This window comes from Brevundimonas sp., assembly GCF_052436175.1.
Taxonomy (GTDB): domain Bacteria; phylum Pseudomonadota; class Alphaproteobacteria; order Caulobacterales; family Caulobacteraceae; genus Brevundimonas.
On record NZ_JBQVNM010000051.1, the window covers coordinates 1 to 20,338 of the forward strand.

The 20,338-nt window shown below is 69.3% G+C and carries 22 protein-coding genes, 2 pseudogenes and 1 riboswitch; of the genes and pseudogenes, 5 read left to right on the plus strand and 19 right to left on the minus strand.

What is annotated here, in order from left to right; translation table 11 throughout:
- The 8 genes and pseudogenes from ACT6QK_RS11330 to ACT6QK_RS11365 form a co-directional block, all read right to left on the minus strand.
- Positions 1-134, minus strand: a pseudogene (locus ACT6QK_RS11330) (Holliday junction branch migration DNA helicase RuvB); the annotation flags it as partial.
- Positions 135-249: 115 nt separating this feature from the next.
- Complete coding sequence (ruvA, locus tag ACT6QK_RS11335; RefSeq protein ID WP_444597930.1) at positions 250-867, minus strand: Holliday junction branch migration protein RuvA; 618 nt, start codon at positions 865-867, stop codon at positions 250-252.
- A gap of 140 nt (positions 868-1,007) precedes the next feature.
- Positions 1,008-1,505, minus strand: a pseudogene (ruvC, locus tag ACT6QK_RS11340) (crossover junction endodeoxyribonuclease RuvC); the annotation flags it as partial.
- 72 nt (positions 1,506-1,577) lie between these two features.
- Positions 1,578-2,267: an MgtC/SapB family protein gene (locus tag ACT6QK_RS11345; RefSeq protein WP_444597931.1), complete on the minus strand. Its 690-nt coding sequence runs from the start codon at positions 2,265-2,267 to the stop codon at positions 1,578-1,580.
- A gap of 76 nt (positions 2,268-2,343) precedes the next feature.
- Positions 2,344-2,862, minus strand: coding sequence for a hemerythrin domain-containing protein (locus tag ACT6QK_RS11350; protein WP_444597932.1), 519 nt, complete (start codon positions 2,860-2,862; stop codon positions 2,344-2,346).
- A gap of 78 nt (positions 2,863-2,940) precedes the next feature.
- The gene (locus ACT6QK_RS11355) at positions 2,941-4,263 is read right to left on the minus strand and encodes a hypothetical protein (protein WP_444597933.1); all 1,323 of its coding nucleotides are present in this window, start codon (positions 4,261-4,263) and stop codon (positions 2,941-2,943) included.
- 159 nt (positions 4,264-4,422) lie between these two features.
- Complete coding sequence (locus ACT6QK_RS11360; protein ID WP_444597934.1) at positions 4,423-4,992, minus strand: TonB family protein; 570 nt, start codon at positions 4,990-4,992, stop codon at positions 4,423-4,425.
- Positions 4,993-4,995: 3 nt separating this feature from the next.
- Positions 4,996-5,769, minus strand: coding sequence for a YebC/PmpR family DNA-binding transcriptional regulator (locus ACT6QK_RS11365; protein ID WP_444597935.1), 774 nt, complete (start codon positions 5,767-5,769; stop codon positions 4,996-4,998).
- Between the two features lie 186 nt (positions 5,770-5,955).
- Between ACT6QK_RS11365 and ACT6QK_RS11370 the strand changes: the two genes are divergently transcribed.
- Positions 5,956-6,192, plus strand: coding sequence for a hypothetical protein (locus ACT6QK_RS11370; RefSeq protein ID WP_444597936.1), 237 nt, complete (start codon positions 5,956-5,958; stop codon positions 6,190-6,192).
- On the opposite strand, the gene ACT6QK_RS11375 is transcribed toward ACT6QK_RS11370, so the two are convergent.
- Positions 6,189-7,496 carry an acetamidase/formamidase family protein gene (locus ACT6QK_RS11375; RefSeq protein ID WP_444597937.1) on the minus strand — a complete coding sequence of 436 codons (1,308 nt, stop codon included), beginning with the start codon at positions 7,494-7,496 and terminating at the stop codon, positions 6,189-6,191. The genes ACT6QK_RS11370 and ACT6QK_RS11375 overlap by 4 nt on opposite strands.
- A gap of 88 nt (positions 7,497-7,584) precedes the next feature.
- Positions 7,585-8,019 (minus strand): acyl-CoA thioesterase, encoded by a 435-nt coding sequence (locus tag ACT6QK_RS11380; RefSeq protein WP_444597938.1) that lies wholly within the window; start codon positions 8,017-8,019, stop codon positions 7,585-7,587.
- 100 nt (positions 8,020-8,119) lie between these two features.
- Here ACT6QK_RS11380 and ACT6QK_RS11385 point away from each other — a divergent pair, with 100 nt between their 5' ends.
- Positions 8,120-9,265 carry a zinc-dependent alcohol dehydrogenase family protein gene (locus ACT6QK_RS11385; RefSeq protein WP_444597939.1) on the plus strand — a complete coding sequence of 382 codons (1,146 nt, stop codon included), beginning with the start codon at positions 8,120-8,122 and terminating at the stop codon, positions 9,263-9,265.
- 196 nt (positions 9,266-9,461) lie between these two features.
- Here the strand turns inward: ACT6QK_RS11385 and ACT6QK_RS11390 are convergent, their stop codons facing one another.
- The 5 genes from ACT6QK_RS11390 to ACT6QK_RS11410 all read right to left on the minus strand — a co-directional run bounded on the left by ACT6QK_RS11390 (position 9,462) and on the right by ACT6QK_RS11410 (position 12,725).
- Positions 9,462-10,088 carry a class I SAM-dependent methyltransferase gene (locus ACT6QK_RS11390; RefSeq protein ID WP_444597940.1) on the minus strand — a complete coding sequence of 209 codons (627 nt, stop codon included), beginning with the start codon at positions 10,086-10,088 and terminating at the stop codon, positions 9,462-9,464.
- Complete coding sequence (locus ACT6QK_RS11395; RefSeq protein ID WP_444597941.1) at positions 10,085-10,480, minus strand: type II toxin-antitoxin system VapC family toxin; 396 nt, start codon at positions 10,478-10,480, stop codon at positions 10,085-10,087. Before ACT6QK_RS11395 ends, ACT6QK_RS11390 begins: the two co-directional genes overlap by 4 nt.
- Complete coding sequence (locus tag ACT6QK_RS11400; protein ID WP_444597942.1) at positions 10,477-10,719, minus strand: type II toxin-antitoxin system Phd/YefM family antitoxin; 243 nt, start codon at positions 10,717-10,719, stop codon at positions 10,477-10,479. Before ACT6QK_RS11400 ends, ACT6QK_RS11395 begins: the two co-directional genes overlap by 4 nt.
- A 40-nt stretch (positions 10,720-10,759) precedes the next feature.
- Positions 10,760-11,602, minus strand: a complete 843-nt coding sequence (locus ACT6QK_RS11405; RefSeq protein ID WP_444597943.1) for a ribokinase — start codon at positions 11,600-11,602, stop codon at positions 10,760-10,762.
- Between the two features lie 175 nt (positions 11,603-11,777).
- The gene (locus tag ACT6QK_RS11410) at positions 11,778-12,725 is read right to left on the minus strand and encodes a nucleoside hydrolase (RefSeq protein ID WP_444597944.1); all 948 of its coding nucleotides are present in this window, start codon (positions 12,723-12,725) and stop codon (positions 11,778-11,780) included.
- 119 nt (positions 12,726-12,844) lie between these two features.
- Between ACT6QK_RS11410 and ACT6QK_RS11415 the strand changes: the two genes are divergently transcribed.
- A complete protein-coding gene (locus ACT6QK_RS11415; protein ID WP_444597945.1) occupies positions 12,845-15,715 on the plus strand; it encodes a M16 family metallopeptidase in 2,871 nt (956 codons plus the stop codon).
- 138 nt (positions 15,716-15,853) lie between these two features.
- Here ACT6QK_RS11415 and ACT6QK_RS11420 read toward each other — a convergent pair whose 3' ends face one another.
- Together ACT6QK_RS11420 and ACT6QK_RS11425 are read right to left on the minus strand one after the other, a co-directional pair.
- Entirely contained in the window at positions 15,854-16,516 is a 663-nt protein-coding gene (locus ACT6QK_RS11420) for an aspartate/glutamate racemase family protein (protein WP_444597946.1), read from the minus strand.
- Between the two features lie 28 nt (positions 16,517-16,544).
- Positions 16,545-16,949, minus strand: a complete 405-nt coding sequence (locus ACT6QK_RS11425; RefSeq protein WP_444597947.1) for a winged helix-turn-helix transcriptional regulator — start codon at positions 16,947-16,949, stop codon at positions 16,545-16,547.
- Between the two features lie 84 nt (positions 16,950-17,033).
- Between ACT6QK_RS11425 and ACT6QK_RS11430 the strand changes: the two genes are divergently transcribed.
- Positions 17,034-17,768 (plus strand): SDR family NAD(P)-dependent oxidoreductase, encoded by a 735-nt coding sequence (locus ACT6QK_RS11430; protein ID WP_444597948.1) that lies wholly within the window; start codon positions 17,034-17,036, stop codon positions 17,766-17,768.
- Positions 17,769-17,817: 49 nt separating this feature from the next.
- Here ACT6QK_RS11430 and ACT6QK_RS11435 read toward each other — a convergent pair whose 3' ends face one another.
- Together ACT6QK_RS11435 and ACT6QK_RS11440 are read right to left on the minus strand one after the other, a co-directional pair.
- Positions 17,818-18,819: a D-cysteine desulfhydrase gene (locus tag ACT6QK_RS11435; RefSeq protein ID WP_444597949.1), complete on the minus strand. Its 1,002-nt coding sequence runs from the start codon at positions 18,817-18,819 to the stop codon at positions 17,818-17,820.
- 24 nt (positions 18,820-18,843) lie between these two features.
- Complete coding sequence (locus tag ACT6QK_RS11440) at positions 18,844-19,305, minus strand: GNAT family N-acetyltransferase (RefSeq protein WP_444597950.1); 462 nt, start codon at positions 19,303-19,305, stop codon at positions 18,844-18,846.
- 55 nt (positions 19,306-19,360) lie between these two features.
- Positions 19,361-19,469, plus strand: a riboswitch (TPP riboswitch).
- Between the two features lie 68 nt (positions 19,470-19,537).
- Between ACT6QK_RS11440 and ACT6QK_RS11445 the strand changes: the two genes are divergently transcribed.
- Positions 19,538-20,338: phosphomethylpyrimidine synthase ThiC (locus ACT6QK_RS11445; RefSeq protein WP_444597951.1), on the plus strand; the 801-nt coding region annotated here is incomplete at its 3' end.

Genomic DNA, 20,338 nt, shown 5'->3' on the forward strand with positions numbered 1-20,338 from the left:
GCCTCGATGAAGACCTTCAGATTGCCCTTGGCCTGTTCCTGACCGACGAAGTCCGACAGGGTCTGGGGCCGCAGGGCGCGGTCATAGGCCTCACCCGGAGTCGCGGCGGCGGAGATGATGCGGTCGTCAGTCATGAGCGGCTGGTGAAGAGTGCTAGTGAGCGAAAGAGTGAGCAGGGCCTTGCCGGACCCGGACGCCATTCGCTCACCTCTCGCTCACTAGCACTCTTCACTCCTCGCCCACCTCTCCTCACCGCCCCAGCTCCTGCAAGGCCGCGCGAATGACGGCCGACAGCTCGGCCTCGTCGCCCAGTCGAATGAGGGCCTGGTCCACGGCCCTGCGGGCGTTGACCTCGGCGACGCCCAGACCGAGCAAAGCGGACACCGCCTCGCCGGTGATCGAGGGCGGCGGCGGCGCAATCTCTACATGCACCCCCGGCGCGGAAGGCGTGAACGACACGTCCCCCAGCGGCTTGCCCTTCAGCTCGGTGACGATGCGCAGAGCCAGCTTCGGCCCCACGCCGTTGGCCCGGCCGATGGCCGCCTTGTCCTCGCGCGCGACGGCTCCGGCCAGTTCGCCGGGCGGCAGGACGTCCAGCACCGAAAGGGCGGCCTTGGGCCCCACCCCCTGGATGCCGGTCAGGGTCGTGAAGGCCCGTCGCTCGTCCCGGCCCAGGAAGCCATAGAGGCGCGGGCCATTCTCGGCCGACCAGGCGCTCTCGATATGCAAGGTCGCCTCGTCGCCGGGCGCCGGCAGCCGTTGCAGGGTCCGCGCCCCGCACGTCACCACATAGCCCACGCCCGCGCAGTCGATCAGGCAATACCCCTCCTCGACCTCCGCCAGCACCCCGCGCAGACGCCCGATCATGACGCAATCCTCCCCCGTTGGGGGAGGTGGCGCGGCGCGCCTTCGCGCCGTGACGGAGGGGGCTCGCCGCCAAGACGGCGTTCGGGTCCAGCCCCCTCCACCGCTGCGCGCTCCTCCTCCCCCGATGGGGGAGGAATGAGCAACGCCCGCTTGCGCATCTGCGCATGGGTGATCGCCACGGCCAGGGCGTCCGCCGCATCGGCCGTCACATCCCCCGCCGCCGGCATCAGCCGTTTCACCATGAAGGCGATCTGGGTCTTGTCGGCGTGGCCGGCGCCGACCACCGCCTTCTTGATCAGGTTGGGCGAATATTCCGCCACCGACAGGCCGCAGCGCGCCGGGGCCAGCATCACCGCCGCCCGCGCATGACCCAGTTTCAGGGTCGAGGCGGGGTTCATGTTGACGAAGACCTCCTCGATCGCCGCCTCGTCGCAGTCATGGGCGGCGCAGATCTCGCCCACCGCCTCCAGCAGGTGCAGCAGACGTTCGCTGAACGGCGCCTTGTCGTCCGGCGTCACCACCCCATGGGCGATCCAGCGCAGGCGCGAGCCCTCGGCCATGACCACGCCCCAGCCGGTGCGGCGCAGGCCGGGGTCGAGCCCCAGAATCCGGACAGGGTGAATCGCCGCGTTCGTCATTCGTTCCCCTCATGCCTGAAACAGGGTTTACGAACAATGACCAGTTGAGGTCCTCGCCCTCAGTCCTCGCCGTCAATCATCTCTGGGCACGGCCGAGAAGCCGGCCAGACCCGGCGCCGCATTCAGCTTCTCGATCAGGCCCTCGACGTTCAGGGGCGCCGGCCCCTTGGCCTTGATCTGGTGCTCGTGCACGCCCTGGGCGGGGTCGAGCACATGGCCGATGCGCACGGTCTTCAGCCCGACACCGGCCAGCAGGGCCTGGACCTCGGTCTCGCGCGGGGCGGCCTCGGCGCGCCATCGCAGCACCACATCCACCACCCGGATCTGGGGCAACCGCGCGTCCGCCAGCCTGAGGGCCGCCAGCACGGCCAGGGAGGCCGCCGCCGCGATCACCGCCAGACCATACATCCCCACCCCGAACAGGATGCCGATGGCCGAGGTCGTCCAGATCGAGGCCGCCGTCGTCAGGCCGTGGACCGAAAACCCCTCGCGGAAGATCACCCCGGCGCACAGGAAGCCCAGCCCCGTCAGCAGGCCGTGGGTCATCCGCGTCGGGTCGATGACCACATTCTGATGCGGCAGGCCGATGAAGCGCCACTCGACCTGATGCATGGCCGCCAGCATCAGGACGCAGGAGGTCAGGCAGACCAGGATATGGGTGCGGAACCCGGCCGGGTGACCGTGATAGGTGCGCTCGATCCCGATCAGCCCGCCCGCGACCATGGCGGCCCCGACGGGCCAGACCAGACTCCAGTCAAACAAGAATTCGCTCCGCAAACAGACGAATCCTCAACCTAGAGCCGGTTGCGGCGCAGCGACAAGGGCCGGGCGTCGGGCGTCAGCCGTGCTTTTCGATATAGGTCTCGGGGTCTTTGTTCACCGGCTTGATCCCGGTGATGTGCTCGGCCTCGAAGGCGGCGAACTGGACAGCGAGGTCGTGGCGGACCTTGATCGGGGCGTTCATGCGGAAGTCGGTCAGGCCCTGACGCTCCTCCTCGCCCATGTGTTTGGAGTTGACCACATTGGCCTCGCCCACGGCGTCGAACCAGGCCCGGGTTCCGACCTTGTGCGTCTCCACCGCCTTGACCGCGTCGCGCAGCTTGTTGTGGTCCTCGATGGCGTCCTCGGTCTCGCCCTCGACCGTGCCGTCCTCGGCGTCGTTGGCGCCCTCGCCCCGCTTCAAAAGCTGCGGATAGAAGAACCGCTCCTCGGCCTCGGCATGGACGTCCAGAAAGGCCGACAACCGGCCCCAGACCGCCGACAGGGAGTCCACATCCTCGGGGTCGATCTGCTCGATGATGGCGAACAGGCGACGCTGCTCGGCGTGGTCGTCGAGGATCAGCTGGGTGATGTCCATGGCGGGGGCGGTCTCGAAGCGTTGCAGGAACCGGTCTAACCGCCCCGCCCCTGCTCCGGTTCCGCCCCCGGCTCTGGATCAGGCCGAACGCGCCAGATCCGCCAGCCCCGCCGTCATCCGCTCGCGCCGCGCCGCATCGAGAGAGGCCATGGTGATGGCGGCGTGGGCGCGGGTGGTTTCCAGCTCGGCCTTCAGGGTCTCGATCTGCTCGACCAGGCCCTCGACCCGGGCGGCGTGATCGGTCTCCAGCTTGCGCAACTCGGCCTGCAGCCGCTGGCCATGGGCCTCGGAGCGGGCCAGGGCCTTCTCGTGGGCGCTGGAGGTGCGCGACAGGGTCTCGGCCCGGTCCACGGCGGCGAGACGGGCGGCCTCCATGGCCGACTGACCGGTGCGGGCCTCTTCCGCCGCGGCTTCCAGATCACCGATACGCTCCAGGGCGCGATCCAGCCGCGTCTGCAATTCGGCGACCCGGCGTTCGGCCGCCTGACCACCGCTGCGCAGGTCGCCGCTCGCCGCGCTGAGTTCCGCGTTCAGGGCCTCCATCCGGTCGGCGCGCGCGATCAGGGTGTCCAGCCGCACCTGCAGCGAGGCCGCCTCCTGACGCGCCGTCTCGCCCTGGGCCTCCAGGGCCCTCATGGCGCGGGCGGCCTCGGCCTGTTCGGAGGCCGCGCGGGCCCGCTCGGTGGTCAGCTGGCTTTCCAGCGACGCCTCGACCCGCGACAGGCGGGCGATCTCGCTGACGCTCTCCTCCAGACGCCGCCTCATCGCCGCGGTCTCGTCCAGGGCCAGGCTGTGGTCGCGATGGCTGCGGGCGCGGGCGGCCTCGGTTTCGCCCAGGCGGGCCTCGGTCTTGTTCAGGTCCGCGCCGAGCGTGGCCAGATCCTGTTCCAGCTGACGGATGCGTTGCAGACCGTCGCGTTCGCCGACCCTGGCCGCCTCGGCCTGAGCCGTGGCCTGCGTCAGGGCGGTGCGCAACTGGTCGGCGTCCAGCAGGGCCTGCTGGGCCCGGTCGGCCTGTTCCTCGAGGCGCGCCTCGGCCTCCTCCAGCCGGCGTTCGGCGGTGGACAGGCCATGGGTCAGACGACGCACCTCGTTCGACAGGGCCTCGATCCGCGCCCCCGACTGGGCCGAGGCCGCACGCAGCTGGATCAGCTCGGCGTATTCGTTCTTGCGGGTCTCGTATTCGGCTTCCAGCGGCTGGCGGATTTCGCCGAGCAGGGGCTCCAGAGCGCGCATCTGCTGCGCCAGACTGGCCAGTTGCTCCAGCCCGCCCTGGACGCTCTCATAGCGTTCGCCGATGGCGACCGGCCCGGTCTCGGGGCCTGCGGCGCGGCGCGTCTCGCCGCGCAGGCGTTCGGTTTTTCCCACGCCGCCCGAAAGCGCGCGATCGATTCTGGACAACAGCATCTTCCCATCCCTGCCTGATCTCTGTCAGGCCAACGACGCGAACCGCCCCCACAATCGAGCACGCGAATCAACCCTTTCGGGTCACCGACTTCCCGTTAACCGCGATCCGCAGGACTGTCGATGGACAGCGGCGCCGCTTGTCCGGACAGGTCGTTACCGCACGCTGAAGCGGGTCGTGAAGCGGATGGAGCCCTCGACCGGGACGCCGTCCACCTCGCGCGGCCGCAACCGACTGGCGCGCGCGGCGGCGATGGCGGCGTCCGCGAAGCCCACGCCCGGCGGAGTCTCGTGCACCACCGTGCAGTTGCCAATCAGCCCATTCACCAGCACCCGACATTCCAGCTGAACCGAGCCGGATTCGACGCCCTGATCCTGGGCCCGCCGCGGATAGTCGGGCCGGGGCGCCGTCACCCACGACGCATTCCGGATGACGACGCCGTCCTCGGTCGTCACGGGCGGCGGAGGCTCCGGCATGACCGGAGGCGGGACCACCTCGACCAGATCCTGTTCGTGTTGCTCGACCGGCTTCATATCGAACCGGGTCTTCTGCAGCCACCAGACGCCCCCCGCCACGACCGCCGCCAACGCCGCGATCAGCACCAGTCCCACGACCCAGGCGACGATCGTCACCAGCCGGTCGCCGGCGGTGTCGGCCAGCCTCAGGTCGGCGCGCGACGAGGGCGGAACCGGGTTGGGCGAAGGCGTATCCGGTTCCTGCGTCATCGATCAGCCCGCGTATTTCGCCAGGTCTTCGTCGGAGATGTCCTCGTTGGAATAGACCGACGACACGTCGTCCTCGGCGTCCAGGGCGTCGAGCAGTTTCATCAGGGTGCCGACCGCCTCGCCGGTGACCTGGACCTCGGACTGGGGTTTCCAGACGATGGCCGTGGACTTGGGGTCGCCCAGGACCTTCGACATGGCCTCGGCCACCTCATTCAGGTCCTCGAAGGCGGTCCAGATCGTGTGGCCGGGCGCGTCCTCATAGATGTCGGGCTTGACCAGATCGCTCTCGACGTCCTGGGCGCCGGCCTCGATGGCGGCCTCCATGACCTCGTCCTCGGTGCCGGCCTCGGCGGGGTAGATGATCTGACCGACCTTGTCCCACATGAAGGCGACGGAGTTCATCTCGCTGAGCGCCCCGCCGTTCTTCTTGAAGGCCGTGCCGATGTTGGAGGCGGCGCGGTTGCGGTTGTCGGTCAGGGCCTCGACGATGATGCCGACGCCGCCGGGACCGCGACCTTCGTAGCGGACCTCTTCCATCGTATCGACATCGCCGGCCGAGGCCTTGTTGATGGCCCGCTGGATCACGTCCTTGGGCAGGCTCTCGGCCTTGGCGTTATTGACCGCCAAACGCAGGCGGGGGTTCATCGCCGGGTCGGGCAGGCCCGACTTGGCCGCCACAGTGATGTCGCGCGACAGTTTGGAGAACAGCTTGGAGCGCTGCGCATCGGCGCGCCCCTTGCGGTGCATGATGTTCTTGAACTTGGAATGGCCGGCCATTTGGTTCTCTTGAAGGGCGCTAACGCTCGCGACGCGGTCGCTCGTTGCTTGAGCGCGCCACGCCGTGGATTGCCGCCTCTAGCGGATGAGCGGCGACCTGTCATCCGGCAGCCCGCGCCACTATCCCCCTCGGAACTCGCGCAGCTTCGGCGTATTGTGTGCAAAAGCGTATCAGGGAGCCCCGCCATGACCGAAGACCGCGACCGCACCGGCGAGGACCCGACCGCCTTCTATGACGCCGAGGGTCACGACGACCACGGCGCCTTCGGCGACTACGAAGAGGCCGACATCGTCGAATGGTACGAGGCCCGACCCGTCACCGTCTCCACCGCCGCCGCCACCGGCTCGATCCTCGGCGCCTTTGCTCTTGGAGCATTGACCGCCGTCGCCGTCCTGGCCCTGGCCCGCCGCTACGACGACTAGGGTCGATCTGTCGCCTTCTTCGGCAATCCGGCCAGCCAAGCCTTGTCGAGGCTGAGGGCCATGCCCGCGTTCCGCCCGGCTAGGGTCACCACCCGGAACTGCGCCGCTGTGCCCAGGACCAGCGAGCTCTCGCTCGGTATCAGGCCGTAGTCCTGCGCCAGCCACTGGATCATGCCGGTCGTGGCCTGTTTCAGGGCGTCGTCGAGCGAACCGTCCTGACCGATGGTCGTGATCCGGTCGTTCGTTTCGATCCGCGGCCCGCTCATCGGCCGGGCCGGCAGAAGCTCGACGCTGAACTCCACGTCCAGAGACGTCTCCAGCGCCCACTGGGTGATCTCCCCGTCGCCTTGCAGAGCGTGGCCGTCGCCGAGGAACAGAAGCGCGCCCGGCTGATAGACCGGGAGGTAGATCGTCGCCCCCTCCCCGAGCCCGTTGAAGTCGATATTGCCGCCGAACCGTCCGGTGTCCCCGGCGGAGAAGGGCTGGAAGCCGAAGTCCGGGGCCACGCCCAGCCCGCCCAGCATGGGCCGTACCGGCACGACATAGTCCTTCAGCCGCTCGGGCGGGGTTTCCAGCCGCGCCGTTCCCGCCGCCCGGTCCAGCCGCCAGCGCACCCGCTCGCTGCGCCCCGCCCCGTTGGCCGCCATGCCCGGCGTCAGGGCGCGCCCTACATAGCCGCTCAGACTGTCGGCCCAGTCGCGATTGAGGGACAGCTTGCGGATGTGGACGGCCATAACCTGTCCCGGCTCTGCGCCGAGGACGAAGAAGGGGCCCGTCTGCGGATTGCCGTACAGGGCCCGTGTCACCCCCGCCGCATCGACCCCGCCGGAATCGATCGTCTGGGTGCTGATGATTTCCCCCGGCCGGATGAACAGCACCGGCTCCGCCTCGGCGGTGAAGGCGTTGGACCAGCGGTCAGGCGTGAACTGCCGCCGCCCCGGCGGTCCCGCCGGAACCTCGGGCAGCCGCCGTCCGGTCAGACCATGACGCTGGCGCGCCCCATCGTCATTGGTGTCGGGCAGATCGGCCTCGCCGGTCATCCGGCCATCGGCGATCACGGCCTCGAGCCGCAGCAGGTCGCCCTCGCCGGTCGTGGCGACGCTCAGTTTCCCGTCCTCCAGCCGTCCCGCCAGCGGCCGGTCGCCCAGCCGCCCGGTCACAGTCCCGTCCGCTGCCGTATCCAGCACCGCCGTGCGTCGCTCGACATTGCCCCAGCGATCGATGGACAGGAGCCAGGTCTCCGGCGCCGCCTGGGCGCTCCCGGCGGCCAGAAGCCCGATCAGACAGAAAACCGTTCCGCGCATGGCGCCGCCTCCGACACATCCTTCGCTACACCTGTAGCGTCAGCCCTCGCGAAGCAAATGAAGCTTTGTCCATGATGGCGCGAAGGTCTCAGTCCGCCTTCAGGTTCTCCACCACGGCCTTTAGCTTGCCCGAGACCGGCTTGGGCCGGCGAGTGTCGCGGTCGACATAGACGTGGACGAAGTGGCCGATGGCGGCGGGGGTGCTCGTGCCCCGGCGGAAGACGGCGAAGCCGTAGGTCACGCTGGACGAGCCGATGCGATCGACCTTGATCCCGACCTCGATCACATCGGGAAAAGCCAGGGACGAGGTGTAGCGACAGCCCGAATCCACCACCAGGCCGATGGAGTCGTCCAGGGCGTCCGCGATCAGCAGGTGGGCGTTCACGGCCGAGTCGACGAACTCGTAGAATTTGGCGTTGTTGATGTGGCCGTACTGGTCGTTGTCGGCCCAGCGGGTCGACACCATGTGGAAGGCCTTGTAGGTCGAGCGTTCGGCGAGCTTGCCTTCGTCGCGGGCGGGCATGGAGCGTCTTTCCTCTTGTTCTTGTGATTCAAGCGTCGAGCTTGGCCTCCGTCGCGTCAAGCGGCTATCGAGAGACTGTCGATGACGAAGGGGTGACCGGATGAGCCAGACAGTTGGGCGCCTGACGACCCGCGCCGCCGTCCTGCGATCCATGGGCGCCGCCCGCCCCTATGCCGACAGCCGCCCCCTCTCCATCGAGACGGTCGAACTGGCCCCGCCCGGCCCCGGCGAGGTGCGGGTCGCCGTCAAGGCGGCGGGCCTGTGTCATTCGGACCTGTCGGTCATCAACGGCGACCGGCCCCGCCCCCTGCCCATGGCGCTCGGCCACGAGGCGGCGGGGGTGGTGGAGGCCCTCGGAGACGGCGTGACAGACCTTGCCGTCGGGGATCACGTCGCCATGGTCTTCATGCCGTCCTGCGGCCACTGCAGCCCCTGCGCCGAGGGTCGCCCGGCCCTGTGCGAGCTCGGCGCCGCCGCCAACGGCCAGGGCGAGCTTCTGGGCGGAGGTCGCCGCATCTTCCGCGAGGGCGAGAGCCTGAACCACCATCTCGGCTGTTCCGCCTTCGCCGATCACGCCGTGGTCTCGCGCCGGTCGCTGGTGAAGATCGACCCGAACCTCAGCTTCGAGGAAGCCGCCCTGTTCGGCTGCGCGGTCCTGACCGGGGTCGGGGCTGTGGTGAACACCGCCCAGGTCCGCGCCGGCCAGTCGGTCGTGGTCGTCGGCCTCGGCGGCGTCGGCCTGGCCAGCGTCCTCGGCGCCTTGGCCTCCGGCGCCTCGCCCGTCGTCGCGGTGGATCTGTCGGAGGACAAGCTGGCCCTCGCCCGGTCTCTCGGCGCCGTCCAGACGGTCAACGCCGGCGACGCGGACGCCGTCGATCAGGTCCGCGCCCTGACCCGGGGCGGCGCCGATGTCGCCGTCGAGATGGCCGGATCGGTTCGCGCTCTGGAGGCCGCCTGGAAGATGACCCGTCGCGGCGGCCTGACCGTCACCGCCGGCCTGCCGCCGCCCGACGCCGCCCTGCCCGTCAACGTCGTGTCGCTGGTCGGCGAGGAACGGACGCTGAAGGGCTCCTACATCGGAACCTGCGTGCCCAGCCGCGACATCCCCCGCTACGTCGCCCTCTACCGCCAGGGCCGTCTGCCCGTGGACCGTCTGATGAGCGGGACCATCCCGCTGGAAGACATCAACACCGGCTTCGACCGCCTGCATGCGGGCGAGGTGGTGCGGCTGGTGGTGACTTTTTAATCGTCCCTTCTCCCGGCGGGAGAAGGTGGCTCGCGTAGCGAGACGGATGAGGGGTTGACGGTCCAATCGGCGTAAGCCGTCACACCATCGCAGATGCGGCTGTCGCCGACTTCAGCAATAGCCCCTCACCCTTTCGCCTGGCCGATCGCACCGCTCCCGGAGGCACAAGCCCACTCCCGCGGGGAGAGGGACGCCACTACCTCAACCGATACACCCCGCCGCCTTGCGCCGCACCGCCGAAGTCCCGCCCCGGCGCCGCCCCGACCTGTTCCAGCGCCTCGACCGGCAGGGTCTTTCGCCCCGGATCGCCGATCAGCACCTCCACGCCCGCGTCCCGGCAGCGCCGCAGAAAGCCCAGAGCCCGCTCCGCCAGGTCCGCCACGTAGAACAGGTCCCCGACCAGCACGATATCCACGCCTTCCGGGCCCGGGCCGTCCAGCAGGTCCGCCGTCATCGTCTCGACCACCACGCCATTCAGTTCGGCGTTCAGCCGCGCCGCCACCGCTGCGCGCGGATCGACGTCCACCGCCACGACCGAGGCCGCCCCGGCCTGCATCGCCGCAATCGCGACCAGCCCCGACCCGCTCCCCAGATCCAGCACCCGCCTGCCCGTCACCACCGCCGGCCGATCCAGCAGATGACGCGCCAGCGCCAGCCCCCCGCCCCAGACAAAGGCCCAGTAGGGCTCGGCCGCCTCCGCCCCGAACCGCCGCGCCAGCCCGCTCGACGGCCCGGCCAGATGCAGACGGACTTCGGGAACGCCCGGCGCTGGGGCGACGTCCATCCGCTCACGGATGAAGCGTTCAAGAGCCTCGTCGCTCAAACGGTCACGACCAGTTCGCCATAAGCCGAAAGAGCGGCATCATGGGTGACCAGATGCATAGGCTCGGTCATCGCCTGTGCGACCAGAAGCCGGTCGAACGGATCGTTATGGTGGGGCGCCAGGCCCTCGACGGCGAGGGTGTGGGCCGCCGTGATCGGCAGGGCGCGGAAGTTCGACGCCTCGAACCAGATCTGGGCCTGGGCCGCCGACACCGGCATGGCGTTGGGGCCGCGACGGCCCAGGGCATGTTTGATCGCGATCTCCCATAGGATCACGGCGCTGACAAAGACCTCGGCGTCGTCCGCAGTGATTAAATCGCGCGCGCGCACGGTCAGCCGGGCGTCGTCGGTGATGGCCCACAGGGCGACGTGGGTGTCGAGCAGCAGTCTCACGGGGCGGCGAACAGCGCCGCGACCGCGTCGTCGTCGGCGGCGGGGTCGGCCGGCGCAGCGAACCGCCCGCGCGCCACGCCCAGCTTCGGCCGGGGGGCTTCGGCCTTCGACAGGCCGACCAGACGGGCGGCGGGCTTGCCGTTGCGCGCGATCAGGATTTCGGGCTCGGCGCCGCTTTCGACAGCCTCCACCAGCTGCGACAGGCGGGTCTTGGCGTCGAGCATGTTGACGGTCGTCATGACAGGCGCTCCTTGCCTGGCCAAGATTAGCTAACCTTGGTCAGGCAAGCAAGGCCTCGACCTCGTCCCGCGTCGGCAGGGAGGGTTGGGCGCCCGCCCGCGTGGCCGCCGCAGCCCCGGCCGCGCAGGCGAACCTCAGGGCGTCTTCGGGCGCCATTCCGTCCAGCAGGGCCACGGTGACGGCCCCGACGAAGGCGTCTCCGGCGCCGGTGGCGTCCACGGCGGTCACGACCGGGGGCGAAGCCCAGGCCACCTTGACCCCGCGATGATACATCTCGGCCCCACGTGCGCCTTGCGTCACCACCACCCGGCCGCCGCCGTGGTGCAGGAGGTCGCCATAGAAGGCCGCCTCGACCTCATTGACCACGATCAGGTCGGCCCGGCGCAGCAGCATTTCCGACACCGGGGCGGCGGGGGCCAGGTTGGCGCAGACGAAGCCGGTCGCCCGGCCCACGGCCGCCTCCACCGTCTCGATCGGCAGCTCCAGCTGGACGATCAGGGCCGTCTCGATCCGCTGCGGCAGTTGTTCGGGCGTGACCATGTGGTTGGCCCCGGCGGCGACCACGATCTGGTTTTCACCGGACGGATCCACGGCGATAAGGGCCACCCCGGTCGGGGCCGCCACATCGGTCTCCACGCCCGACAGATCCACGCCGAATTCCTCCATCAGGGCCAGGGCCTCATCGGCCATGGCGTCGTTGCCGACCCGGCCGATCAGACAGACTTCTGCTCCGAGTTTTTCCGCCGCCAGGGCCTGATTGGCGCCCTTGCCGCCCGGATGGCGCGCGAGGCTGGCCCCCGTCACCGTCTCCCCCGCCGCCGGCAGGGACGGCGCCGTGGCCACCATGTCCAGATTGATCGACCCGACCACGGTGATGTTCATCTGCTGCCCCTTTTGTCTTTCGTCATTCTCCGGCTAGCAAAGCGAGACCGGGGAACCCAGCGGCGCCGAAGCGTAGCGAAGGCGAGCTTTCCTCGCGCCCCGTTCGCGACAGGTTCGCGCTCGCGCGCGCGCCTGGGTCGCCCGGTCAAGCCGGGCAATGACGAAAGAGATGAGTTCACGATTTCAGCCGTTCGGCGATCAGGGCCATGACCCCCGGCCCGTCCGCCTGCACCGCCCAGCGATGCCGCGCCGTCGCCGGATCGACCCGGAACTCCACCGCCGTATGGCCTCGCGTCAGATCGGACGCCGTCTCGACCCGGATTTCGCAGGACTTCAACACGAACAGGTCGGGCTTCAGCAGCCAGGCGACCGTGCACGGATCATGCATCGGCGGCGCCTCGGACCCCACGATCTCCCGCTCCACCCGTTGCGAGAAGCGCAGCACCGAGGCGGCCAGTCGCGCGCCCTCGCCGTCGATCGCCTCGATGGCGGCGATGTCGGTCTCCGACGCCCGCACCTGATGGGTCGCATCCAGTCCGAAGGCCACGACCTCGCACCCGCTGGCAAAGACCTCGGCCGCCGCATCCGGGTCGGCCCAGATGTTGAACTCGGCGCTGGCGGTGATATTGCCCCCCTCCGACCGGGCCCCGCCCATGACCACCACCGGCCCCAGCCGCGCCGCCAGAGCCGGCTCCCGCCGCATCGCCAGGGCCAGATTGGTCATCGGCCCCATGACGGCCACGGCCACCGAGCCCTCGGGCCGTTCCATGACGAGGTCGATCAGGGCGTCCATCGCCGAACCCTCCGCTGTCGGAACATCCGGCTCGAACGGCTCCAGATCGCCCAGCCCCTCGGCCCCGTGAAACTCGCCCGCCCCGGCCAGCGCGCGCACCAGAGGCCGTGCGGCGCCCGCGAACACGGGCACGTCCTCGCGCCCCGCCGCCTGCCGGATGATCCGGGCGTTCCGGGTCGTCTTTTCCACCGGCACATTGCCGCCCACCGTCGTCACCGCCAGAAGCTCCAACTCGGGCGAGGCGAAGGCCAACAGCAGCCCTACGGCGTCGTCCACCCCGGGGTCGCAGTCGATGATGAGGGCCTGTTTGCGTGTCAGGTCTTGGGTCATCGGGTCAGCTTTGGACCGCGCCGGGTCCGCGGGCAAGACGTCCCTTCCTGTCCGACGCTTAACTTGCGTCCCGGCCCCGCTCCCCTATCGTGCCCGCGCACATTTCCGGGGAAGCCATCATGTTCCAGCGTCACCTTCTGGCCGGCGTCGCCGCCTGCGCCCTCTTCGCCGCCGCCCCCGCCCTGGCGTCCGAGTCCGCGCCCGCATCCACGGCACAGGCGGCCACACCCGCCGCCGCCGCGTCCCTCCTGCCGCACGAGACCTATCAGCTCGCCAACGGCCTGACGGTCATCTTCAACATCGACCGCTCCGACCCGGTCGTGGCCGTGGCCCTGACCGCCCATGTCGGCTCGGCGCGCGAGACGCCCGGCCGCACCGGCTTCGCCCACATGTTCGAACACCTGTTCTTCCTCGATTCCGAGAACCTGGGGCCGGGTGGTCTGGACCGGATGAGCGCGCGCATCGGCGGATCGGGCGCCAACGGCTTCACCTCCAACGACATCACCGTCTATCTCCAGACCGTGCCGAACGACGCCCTGGAGAAGATGATCTGGGCCGAGGCGGACAAGCTCGGCTATTTCATCAACACCGTCACCGACGCCGTCCTGACCAAGGAAAAGGAAGTCGTCAAAAACGAGAAGCGACAGGGCGTCGACAACGCCCCCTATGGCCAGACCGGGCCGGTCATCGCCGCGGCCCTCTATCCGGCGGACCACCCCTATTCCTGGTCGGTGATCGGCTCGATGGCCGACCTGAACGCCGCCACCCTGGACGACGTGAAGGCCTTCTATGGCCGCTGGTACACGCCCGACAACGCCAGCCTCATTATCTCCGGCGACTTCGATCCGACCCAGGCCCGCGTCTGGATCGAGAAGTATTTCGGCGAAATCCCGCGCGGCCCCGGCGTCCCGACCGAGACGCCCCGCCCGTCCGGCCTCACCGAAACGAAGCGGCTGATGCATGAGGACAACTTCGCCCAATTGCCCGAACTGACCCTGACCTGGCCGGGCGTGGAGCGGAACAACCCCGACGCGGCGGCGCTCGACGTCCTGATGGCCGTCCTGACCGACGGCAAGGAGGCCCCGCTCAATGAAGTCCTCATCGACGAACAGAAGCTGACCTCGGCCGTCGGCGCCGGGTCTGAAAACAACCTGCTCGCCGGAGAGGTCTCGATCTCGGTCCGCGCCTTCGACGGCGTCGATCTGGACAGGGTGCAGTCGGCCCTCGACGAGGGCTTCAAACGCTTCGAAACCGAAGGCGTCTCTCCCGAGGTCCTGAGCCGCATCAAGACCTCGGCCGAGGCCGGCTACTACGGCGCCATCGAGAGCGTGCTGGGCAAGACCCAGACCCTGGCCTTCTACGACCGGGCGGGCGGCTCCATCGATACCGACCTGGCCCGGCTGCGCGCGGTGACGGCCGAGGACGTGATGCGCGTTTATCGCACCTACATCGCCGGCAAGCCCCATATCGCCACCTCCTTCGTCCCCAAGGGCAAGCCCGAGCTGGCGCTGGAGGGATCAACCGTCGCCCATGTGGTGGAGGAGCCCATCGTCGCCGGCGCCGAACCCGCCGTGAACCAGCGCGCCGACGACAAGCCCTATACGCGCACCGCCTCCAGCTTCGACCGCACGGTGGAGCCCCCGGCCGGTCCCCCCCCGGTCGTCGCCACGCCCACGATCTGGACCGCCGCCCTGCCCGACGGGCTGAAGGTGTCCGGCATCGTCAACGCCGAACTGCCCCTGGCCACCTTCCAGCTGTCGATCGAGGGCGGCCGCCTGTTCGACGATCCGAAGAAGCCCGGCGCCGCCGCCTTGCTGGCCCGCATTTTCGATCGCGGCACGGCGACCAAGACCCCGGCCGAGCTGGAGAACGCCTTCAAGGCCCTGGGCGCCAGCGTCTCGGTCGCCGCCGGCGACGAGCGGTTCGTCATCTCGGGCCGGACCCTGGACCGCAACCTGGCCCCCACCCTGGCCCTGGTCGAGGAGATGCTGCTGCAGCCGCGCTGGGACGCCGCCGAGCTCGAACTGGCCCGGGCCGCCACCCTCTCGGACATCAAGGACCAGACGTCCCAGCCCACGGCCATCGCGGCCCTGCTGTTCGACCGGATCCAATACGGCCCCGACCACATCCTGTCGCAGAACGCCCTGGGGACCGAGGCCTCGGTCGCGGCCCTGACCATGGACGACCTGAAGGCCTTCCAGACCAACAACCTCGCCCCCGGCCTGGCCCATTTCCGCATCGTCTCGCCGTCCGATCAGGCGGCGGTGACGGCGGCCCTGGCCAGCCTCGGCCGCAACTGGACGGCCCGTGCCGTCACGGTCCCGACCTGGCCCCGGCCCGCCGCCCCGACCGCGTCGAAGCTCTATTTCCATGACGTGCCGGGCGCCAAGCAGTCGGTCATCGTCTTCGGCGGCCCGGCCCTGCGCCGCACCGATCCCGACTTCTATCCGGCCAGTGTGATGAACTACCGGCTCGGCGGCGGCGGCTTCGCCTCGCGCCTGACCCAGCAGCTGCGCGAGGGTCAGGGCTATACCTATGGCGTCCGTTCCGGCTTCTCGGGCGACGAGCGCTTCGGCGACTTCGCCCTGTCCAGCTCGGTCCGCTCGAACGTGACCCTGGAGGCCTCGACCCTGGCCCGGGACATCATGAGGGACTACGGCGCGACCTTCACGGCCGAGGATCTCGACGTCACCCGCAGCGCCATGAGCAAGAGCCGCGCCCGCTCGTTCGAGACCGCCGGCGCCAAGCTGGGCGTCCTCGCCAACATCGGCGAACTGGGCCTGCCCGCCGACTATCTGACGCGCGAAGCCGCCGTCATCGACGACATGACCGTGGACCAGATCAAGGCCCTCGCCGACCGCTACATCGACACCGACGCCATGATCTATGTCGTCGTCGGCGACGCGGCGACCCAGGCGGAGAGGCTGAAGGCGCTGGGCTATGGCGATCCGGTGATGATGAACGACCGTCTGGCTGCGGCGGATCGGTAGTTCAATCCCGCTCATCCCGGCGAAAGCCGGGACCCAGTTCTTTGGGCGACGATCGGCGGCCGGTTGGCGCCGGGATCAATCCCAGGCGCTCTGCCTTACAAAAGCACTGGGTCCCGGCTTTCGCCGGGATGAGCGGAACTATCGGTGACACGCCTCCACGCACGCCTTCGCCAGAACCTCGGCCGAGTCGGCGAAGGCCACGCTCACATCCCCCGCCGACAGCAGCAGCGGAACCTCGGTGCAGCCGGCGATCACCGCCTCCGCCCCGCGCGCGACCAGATCGGCCGCCAGCCGGGCCATGGCCGCCCGCGCCTCGGCGCCGACCTCCCCCGCCTTCACCCCCTGGATCAGACCCATCAGCCGCGCCCGGTCCTCGCCCTCGGGCAGGACCACCGTCGCCCCGGCGGCCTCCAGCGCCGTGCGATACAGCGCCTCCCCGCCCGGCGTCGCCAGCACCCCCACGGTCTTCGCCCCGCCCGCCAGCGCGACCCGGGTCGTCTCGGAGATCATGTCCACGAAGGGCAGGCCCGCCGCCCGGATGCCGTCTGCTGTCGCGTGCGCCGGGTTGCACGGCATGGCCAGCACCTCGGCGCCCATCGCCTTCAGCCGCTCGGCCATCCGGCCCAGTTCCGCCGTCGCGGCCGCCGGCTCGGCCATCCGGTCCGGCACGCGCGGGTTCAGGTCCATCAGCACCCGGATGTGGTCCGCGTCGCGCGCGGCGGGCGTCGCCGCCTGCAGCTTCATCAGAAAATCCGTCGTCGCCGCCGGCCCCATCCCGCCCAGAACACCCAGTACCTTCATCGACGCCTCCTCGTGAACGCTCGCCGCCTCAGGCGACGCGCTTGCCGTGTGTGGCCTCGCGGCGTGCGAACACCCGCGTGACCTCTTCCATATTTTCCGTGCCCCAGGTGCACAGCGGAACCAGGGCCTGGGCCAGGCTGACCCCCAGCGGCGTCAGGCTGTAGTCCACGCGCGGCGGGATTTCCTTGTAGTCGGTCCGCTTCACCAAGCCGTCGGCCTCCAGCTCCTTGAGCTGCTGGATCAGCATCTTGTCGCTGACGTCGCGGATCGCGCGGCGCAGTTCGCCATAGCGGGTCGGCCCGTCCTGGGCGAGGAAGTAGAGGATCAGCGGCTTCCACTTGCCCGCCACGACCCGCAGCGTCGCGTCGAGGCCGCAGGTGAAACCCGGCAGGGTCGGGGTGCAGGTCTGTGTGTTGATTGGGGCGTCTGACATTTTTAGGCACTTACCAAAAGGTGCATACTTGTCGATAAGTAGGCGTCTCGCCAGCTCCGTGCAACTCAATGAGAGGAGCACATCATGAGCAGACTTCAGAACAAGACCGCCGTCATCACCGGTGGCGGAACCGGCATCGGTCTGGGCGCCGCCAGGCGGTTCATCGAAGAGGGCGCGGTCGTCTACCTCTTCGGTCGCCGACAGGCGCAACTGGACGCCGCCGTAGCTGAACTGGGCGACAACGCCCGCGCCGTCGCGGGCTCCATCACCGACCCGGCCGACCTCGACCGCCTCTATGCGACCGTGAAGGCCGAACGCGGTGGGCTGGACATCCTGTTCGCCAACGCCGGAACCGGGGCCTTCGCGCCGCTCGGCGAGATCACGCCCGAACACTATGACCAGATCTTCGACATCAATGTGAAGGGCACGGTCTTCACGGTGCAGAAGGCCCTGCCTCTGATGTCGGCGGGCGGCTCGATCATCCTCACCGGGTCCAGCACCGGCGTCATGGGCACCCCGGCCTTCAGCATCTACAGCGCCACCAAGGCCGCCGTCCGCAACCTGGCGCGCAGCTGGGCGCTGGATCTCAAGGGAACCGGCATCCGCGTCAACGTCCTGTCGCCCGGACCGACCACGACCGAACTGGCCGCCGAGGTTCTGGGCGAAGAGGGCCTCGCCGCCATCGGCGCCTCGACGGTGCTCGGCCGCATGGGCGACCCGTCCGAAACCGGCGCCGTCGCCGCCTTCCTGGCCTCGTCGGACTCCAGCTTCATGACCGGCGGCGAGGTCTTCGTCGACGGCGGCCTGGCCCAGGTGTGAGAACGGACAGGGGCTTCGGTTTAACCGGAGCCCCTGTCCTCGGTCGTCTCTAGCCCAGCCCCGCCTCCAGCTCGCCCTGATAGCCGAACAGCCCCTGGGCCCCGCCGGTGTGGAGGAAGACGATGGTCTCGTTCTCGAACCGGCCGGCCCTGGCCAGGGCGATCAGCCCCTTCATCGCCTTGCCGGTATAGACGGGGTCCAGAAGGATGCCGTCGGTGCGCGCCGCCAAGGTCAGGGCCTCCACGACCGCCTGGTCGATCAGGCCATAGCCCGCGCCGACATAGTCGCAGTCGGCCACGACCATGGCGTCGGTCACCGCGTCCGGCCGTCCCAGCAGGGCGGCGGTCTCGCGCGCCAGCTTCAGCACATTGGCCTCCTGCTTCTCCTTCGGCGCCCGCACCCCGATCCCCAGCACGGGAATGTCGGCCCCCATGACCGCCAGACCGGCGACCAGACCCGCATGGGTGCCGGCGCTGCCGGTCGCCGTCACGATCCGGTCGACCTGCATGTCCAGCTCATCGGCCTGGACCACGATCTCGCGAGCGCAATCGACATAGCCCAGGGCCCCGATGGGGTTCGATCCGCCGCCCGGAATGATGTAAGGTTTTCCTGACTTCTGGCGCACCACCTCCGCTGTCTTCTCCAGCTCGGCGACCATGTCCGAGCCGCCCGGCACGGTGCGGATCGTCGCCCCGAACAGCCGGTCGAGCAGGACGTTGCCGTTGCGGGTGTAGTCGATGGCCGTCGAGCCGGTCCGCTCTTCCAGAATGATCTCGCACTTCAGCCCGTGGGCCGCCGCGGCCGCCGCCGTCTGGCGCACATGATTGGACTGCACCGCCCCCTGGGTCACCAAGGTGTCGGCCCCCTGCTCCATCGCGTCGCCCAGCAGGAACTCCAGCTTGCGCGTCTTGTTGCCCCCGCCGGCCAGCCCGGTGCAGTCGTCCCGCTTGACCCAGATCTCCACGCCCAGCGCCTCAGACAATCGAGGCGCAGGTTCCAGCGGCGTCGGCAGATGGGCGAGACGCACGCGAGGGAAACGGGCGAGATGCATGGGGGGGCTCCGGTTTCCCTCAGTCTAGCGGCCCCCGTCGTCGCCGAACACCAGCCGCATCTCATACTTGTCGATTCCGGGGCTGAAGCCGTCGGTCGTCACCGCCTCGACCGTGAAACCGAACCGGCGATAGAAGCCCTCGGTGTGCTGGCTGGTGTCCAGCCGCACCGCCGTGACGCCCCTGACGGCCCGCGCCGCCGCCAGCCGCGCCTCGGTTAGCCGCCGCCCCAGTCCCTCGCCGTGCAGCCGCCCGTCCACCATGCCCCAGCACAGGGCCGCCGTGACGCCGTCCGCCTCCACCGCATGACCGCCGCAGGCCACGATCCGGCCGTCGCGCACGATCACCTGATAGGGCCAGCGCATTTCGTCGAGAAACTCCGCGAACCCCTCCCGCTCCGACACGTCGAAGAAGACCGGCACATTGCTGTCGAAGAGGTCCAGGCAGGCGTCGCGGTCGCCGGGTTCATAGGGTCTGACGCTGTCCATGGACCTCCCTATCATCGCCCGCGCTTGACGCCGAGGCGCCGTATCGTCACCCTGAAACCGTTCTCCCGGGGGCGGCGCCTGAGCCGCTGAGATAGGCGTGATCGCCTGACCGGCCGAACCTGATCCGGGTCATGCCGGCGAAGGGATGAGTACGCTTTTGGTCTTCGGCCCTCACGCCACAGGACCAATTTCAATCCCGACGTCGGCGGAGCCCTCAACACCTGAGGCCGCCATGAACATCGCCGTCACCCCGCCGTCCCTCCCGGAAGAGCCCAACGTCGAACTGGCGCTCAAGGACGCCCGCGATCAGGTGATGAAGGAGACCGGGACCATCCCGACCGGCGAACGCGCCGGGTCGCGAAAGGTCTATGTCGCCGGCGAGCTCTACCCCGATATCCGCGTCCCCTTCCGCGAGGTCGCCGTCCACCCGAGCGCCAACGAGCCGCCGGTGACCATCTATGACTCGTCCGGCCCCTACACCGACCCGACGGTGACCATCGACATCAAGAAGGGCCTGCCCCTGGTGAAGACGTCGTGGCAACTGGATCGCGGCGACATCGCCCCCGTCCTCAACCCCCGCGAGGTCAAGCCCGAGGACAACGGCCACGCCTCGGGCCGCCACCTGGCCCCCCGCTTCGACGTGTCGAACCACAAGGTCTTCAAGGGCGTCGAGGGCCGCCCCGTCACCCAGTACGAATACGCCAAGGCCGGGATCATCACGCCCGAGATGGAATATGTCGCCATCCGCGAGAACCTGCGCAGAGAAGGGGCGAGGGCCGAGGGGCGAGGGGCGAGTGAAGGCTCGATCACCTTCTCCGACGGCTCGACCATGCCATCCCCGAACGCCGCCTTCTCTTCCTCCTCGCCCCTCGACCCTCGAACCTCGAACCTCAGAGACGGCGAATCCTTCGGCGCCAGCATCCCCGACTTCGTGACGCCCGAGTTCGTGCGGCAGGAGATCGCCCGCGGCCGCGCCATCATCCCGCACAACATCAACCACCCCGAGGTCGAGCCGATGATCATCGGCCGCAAC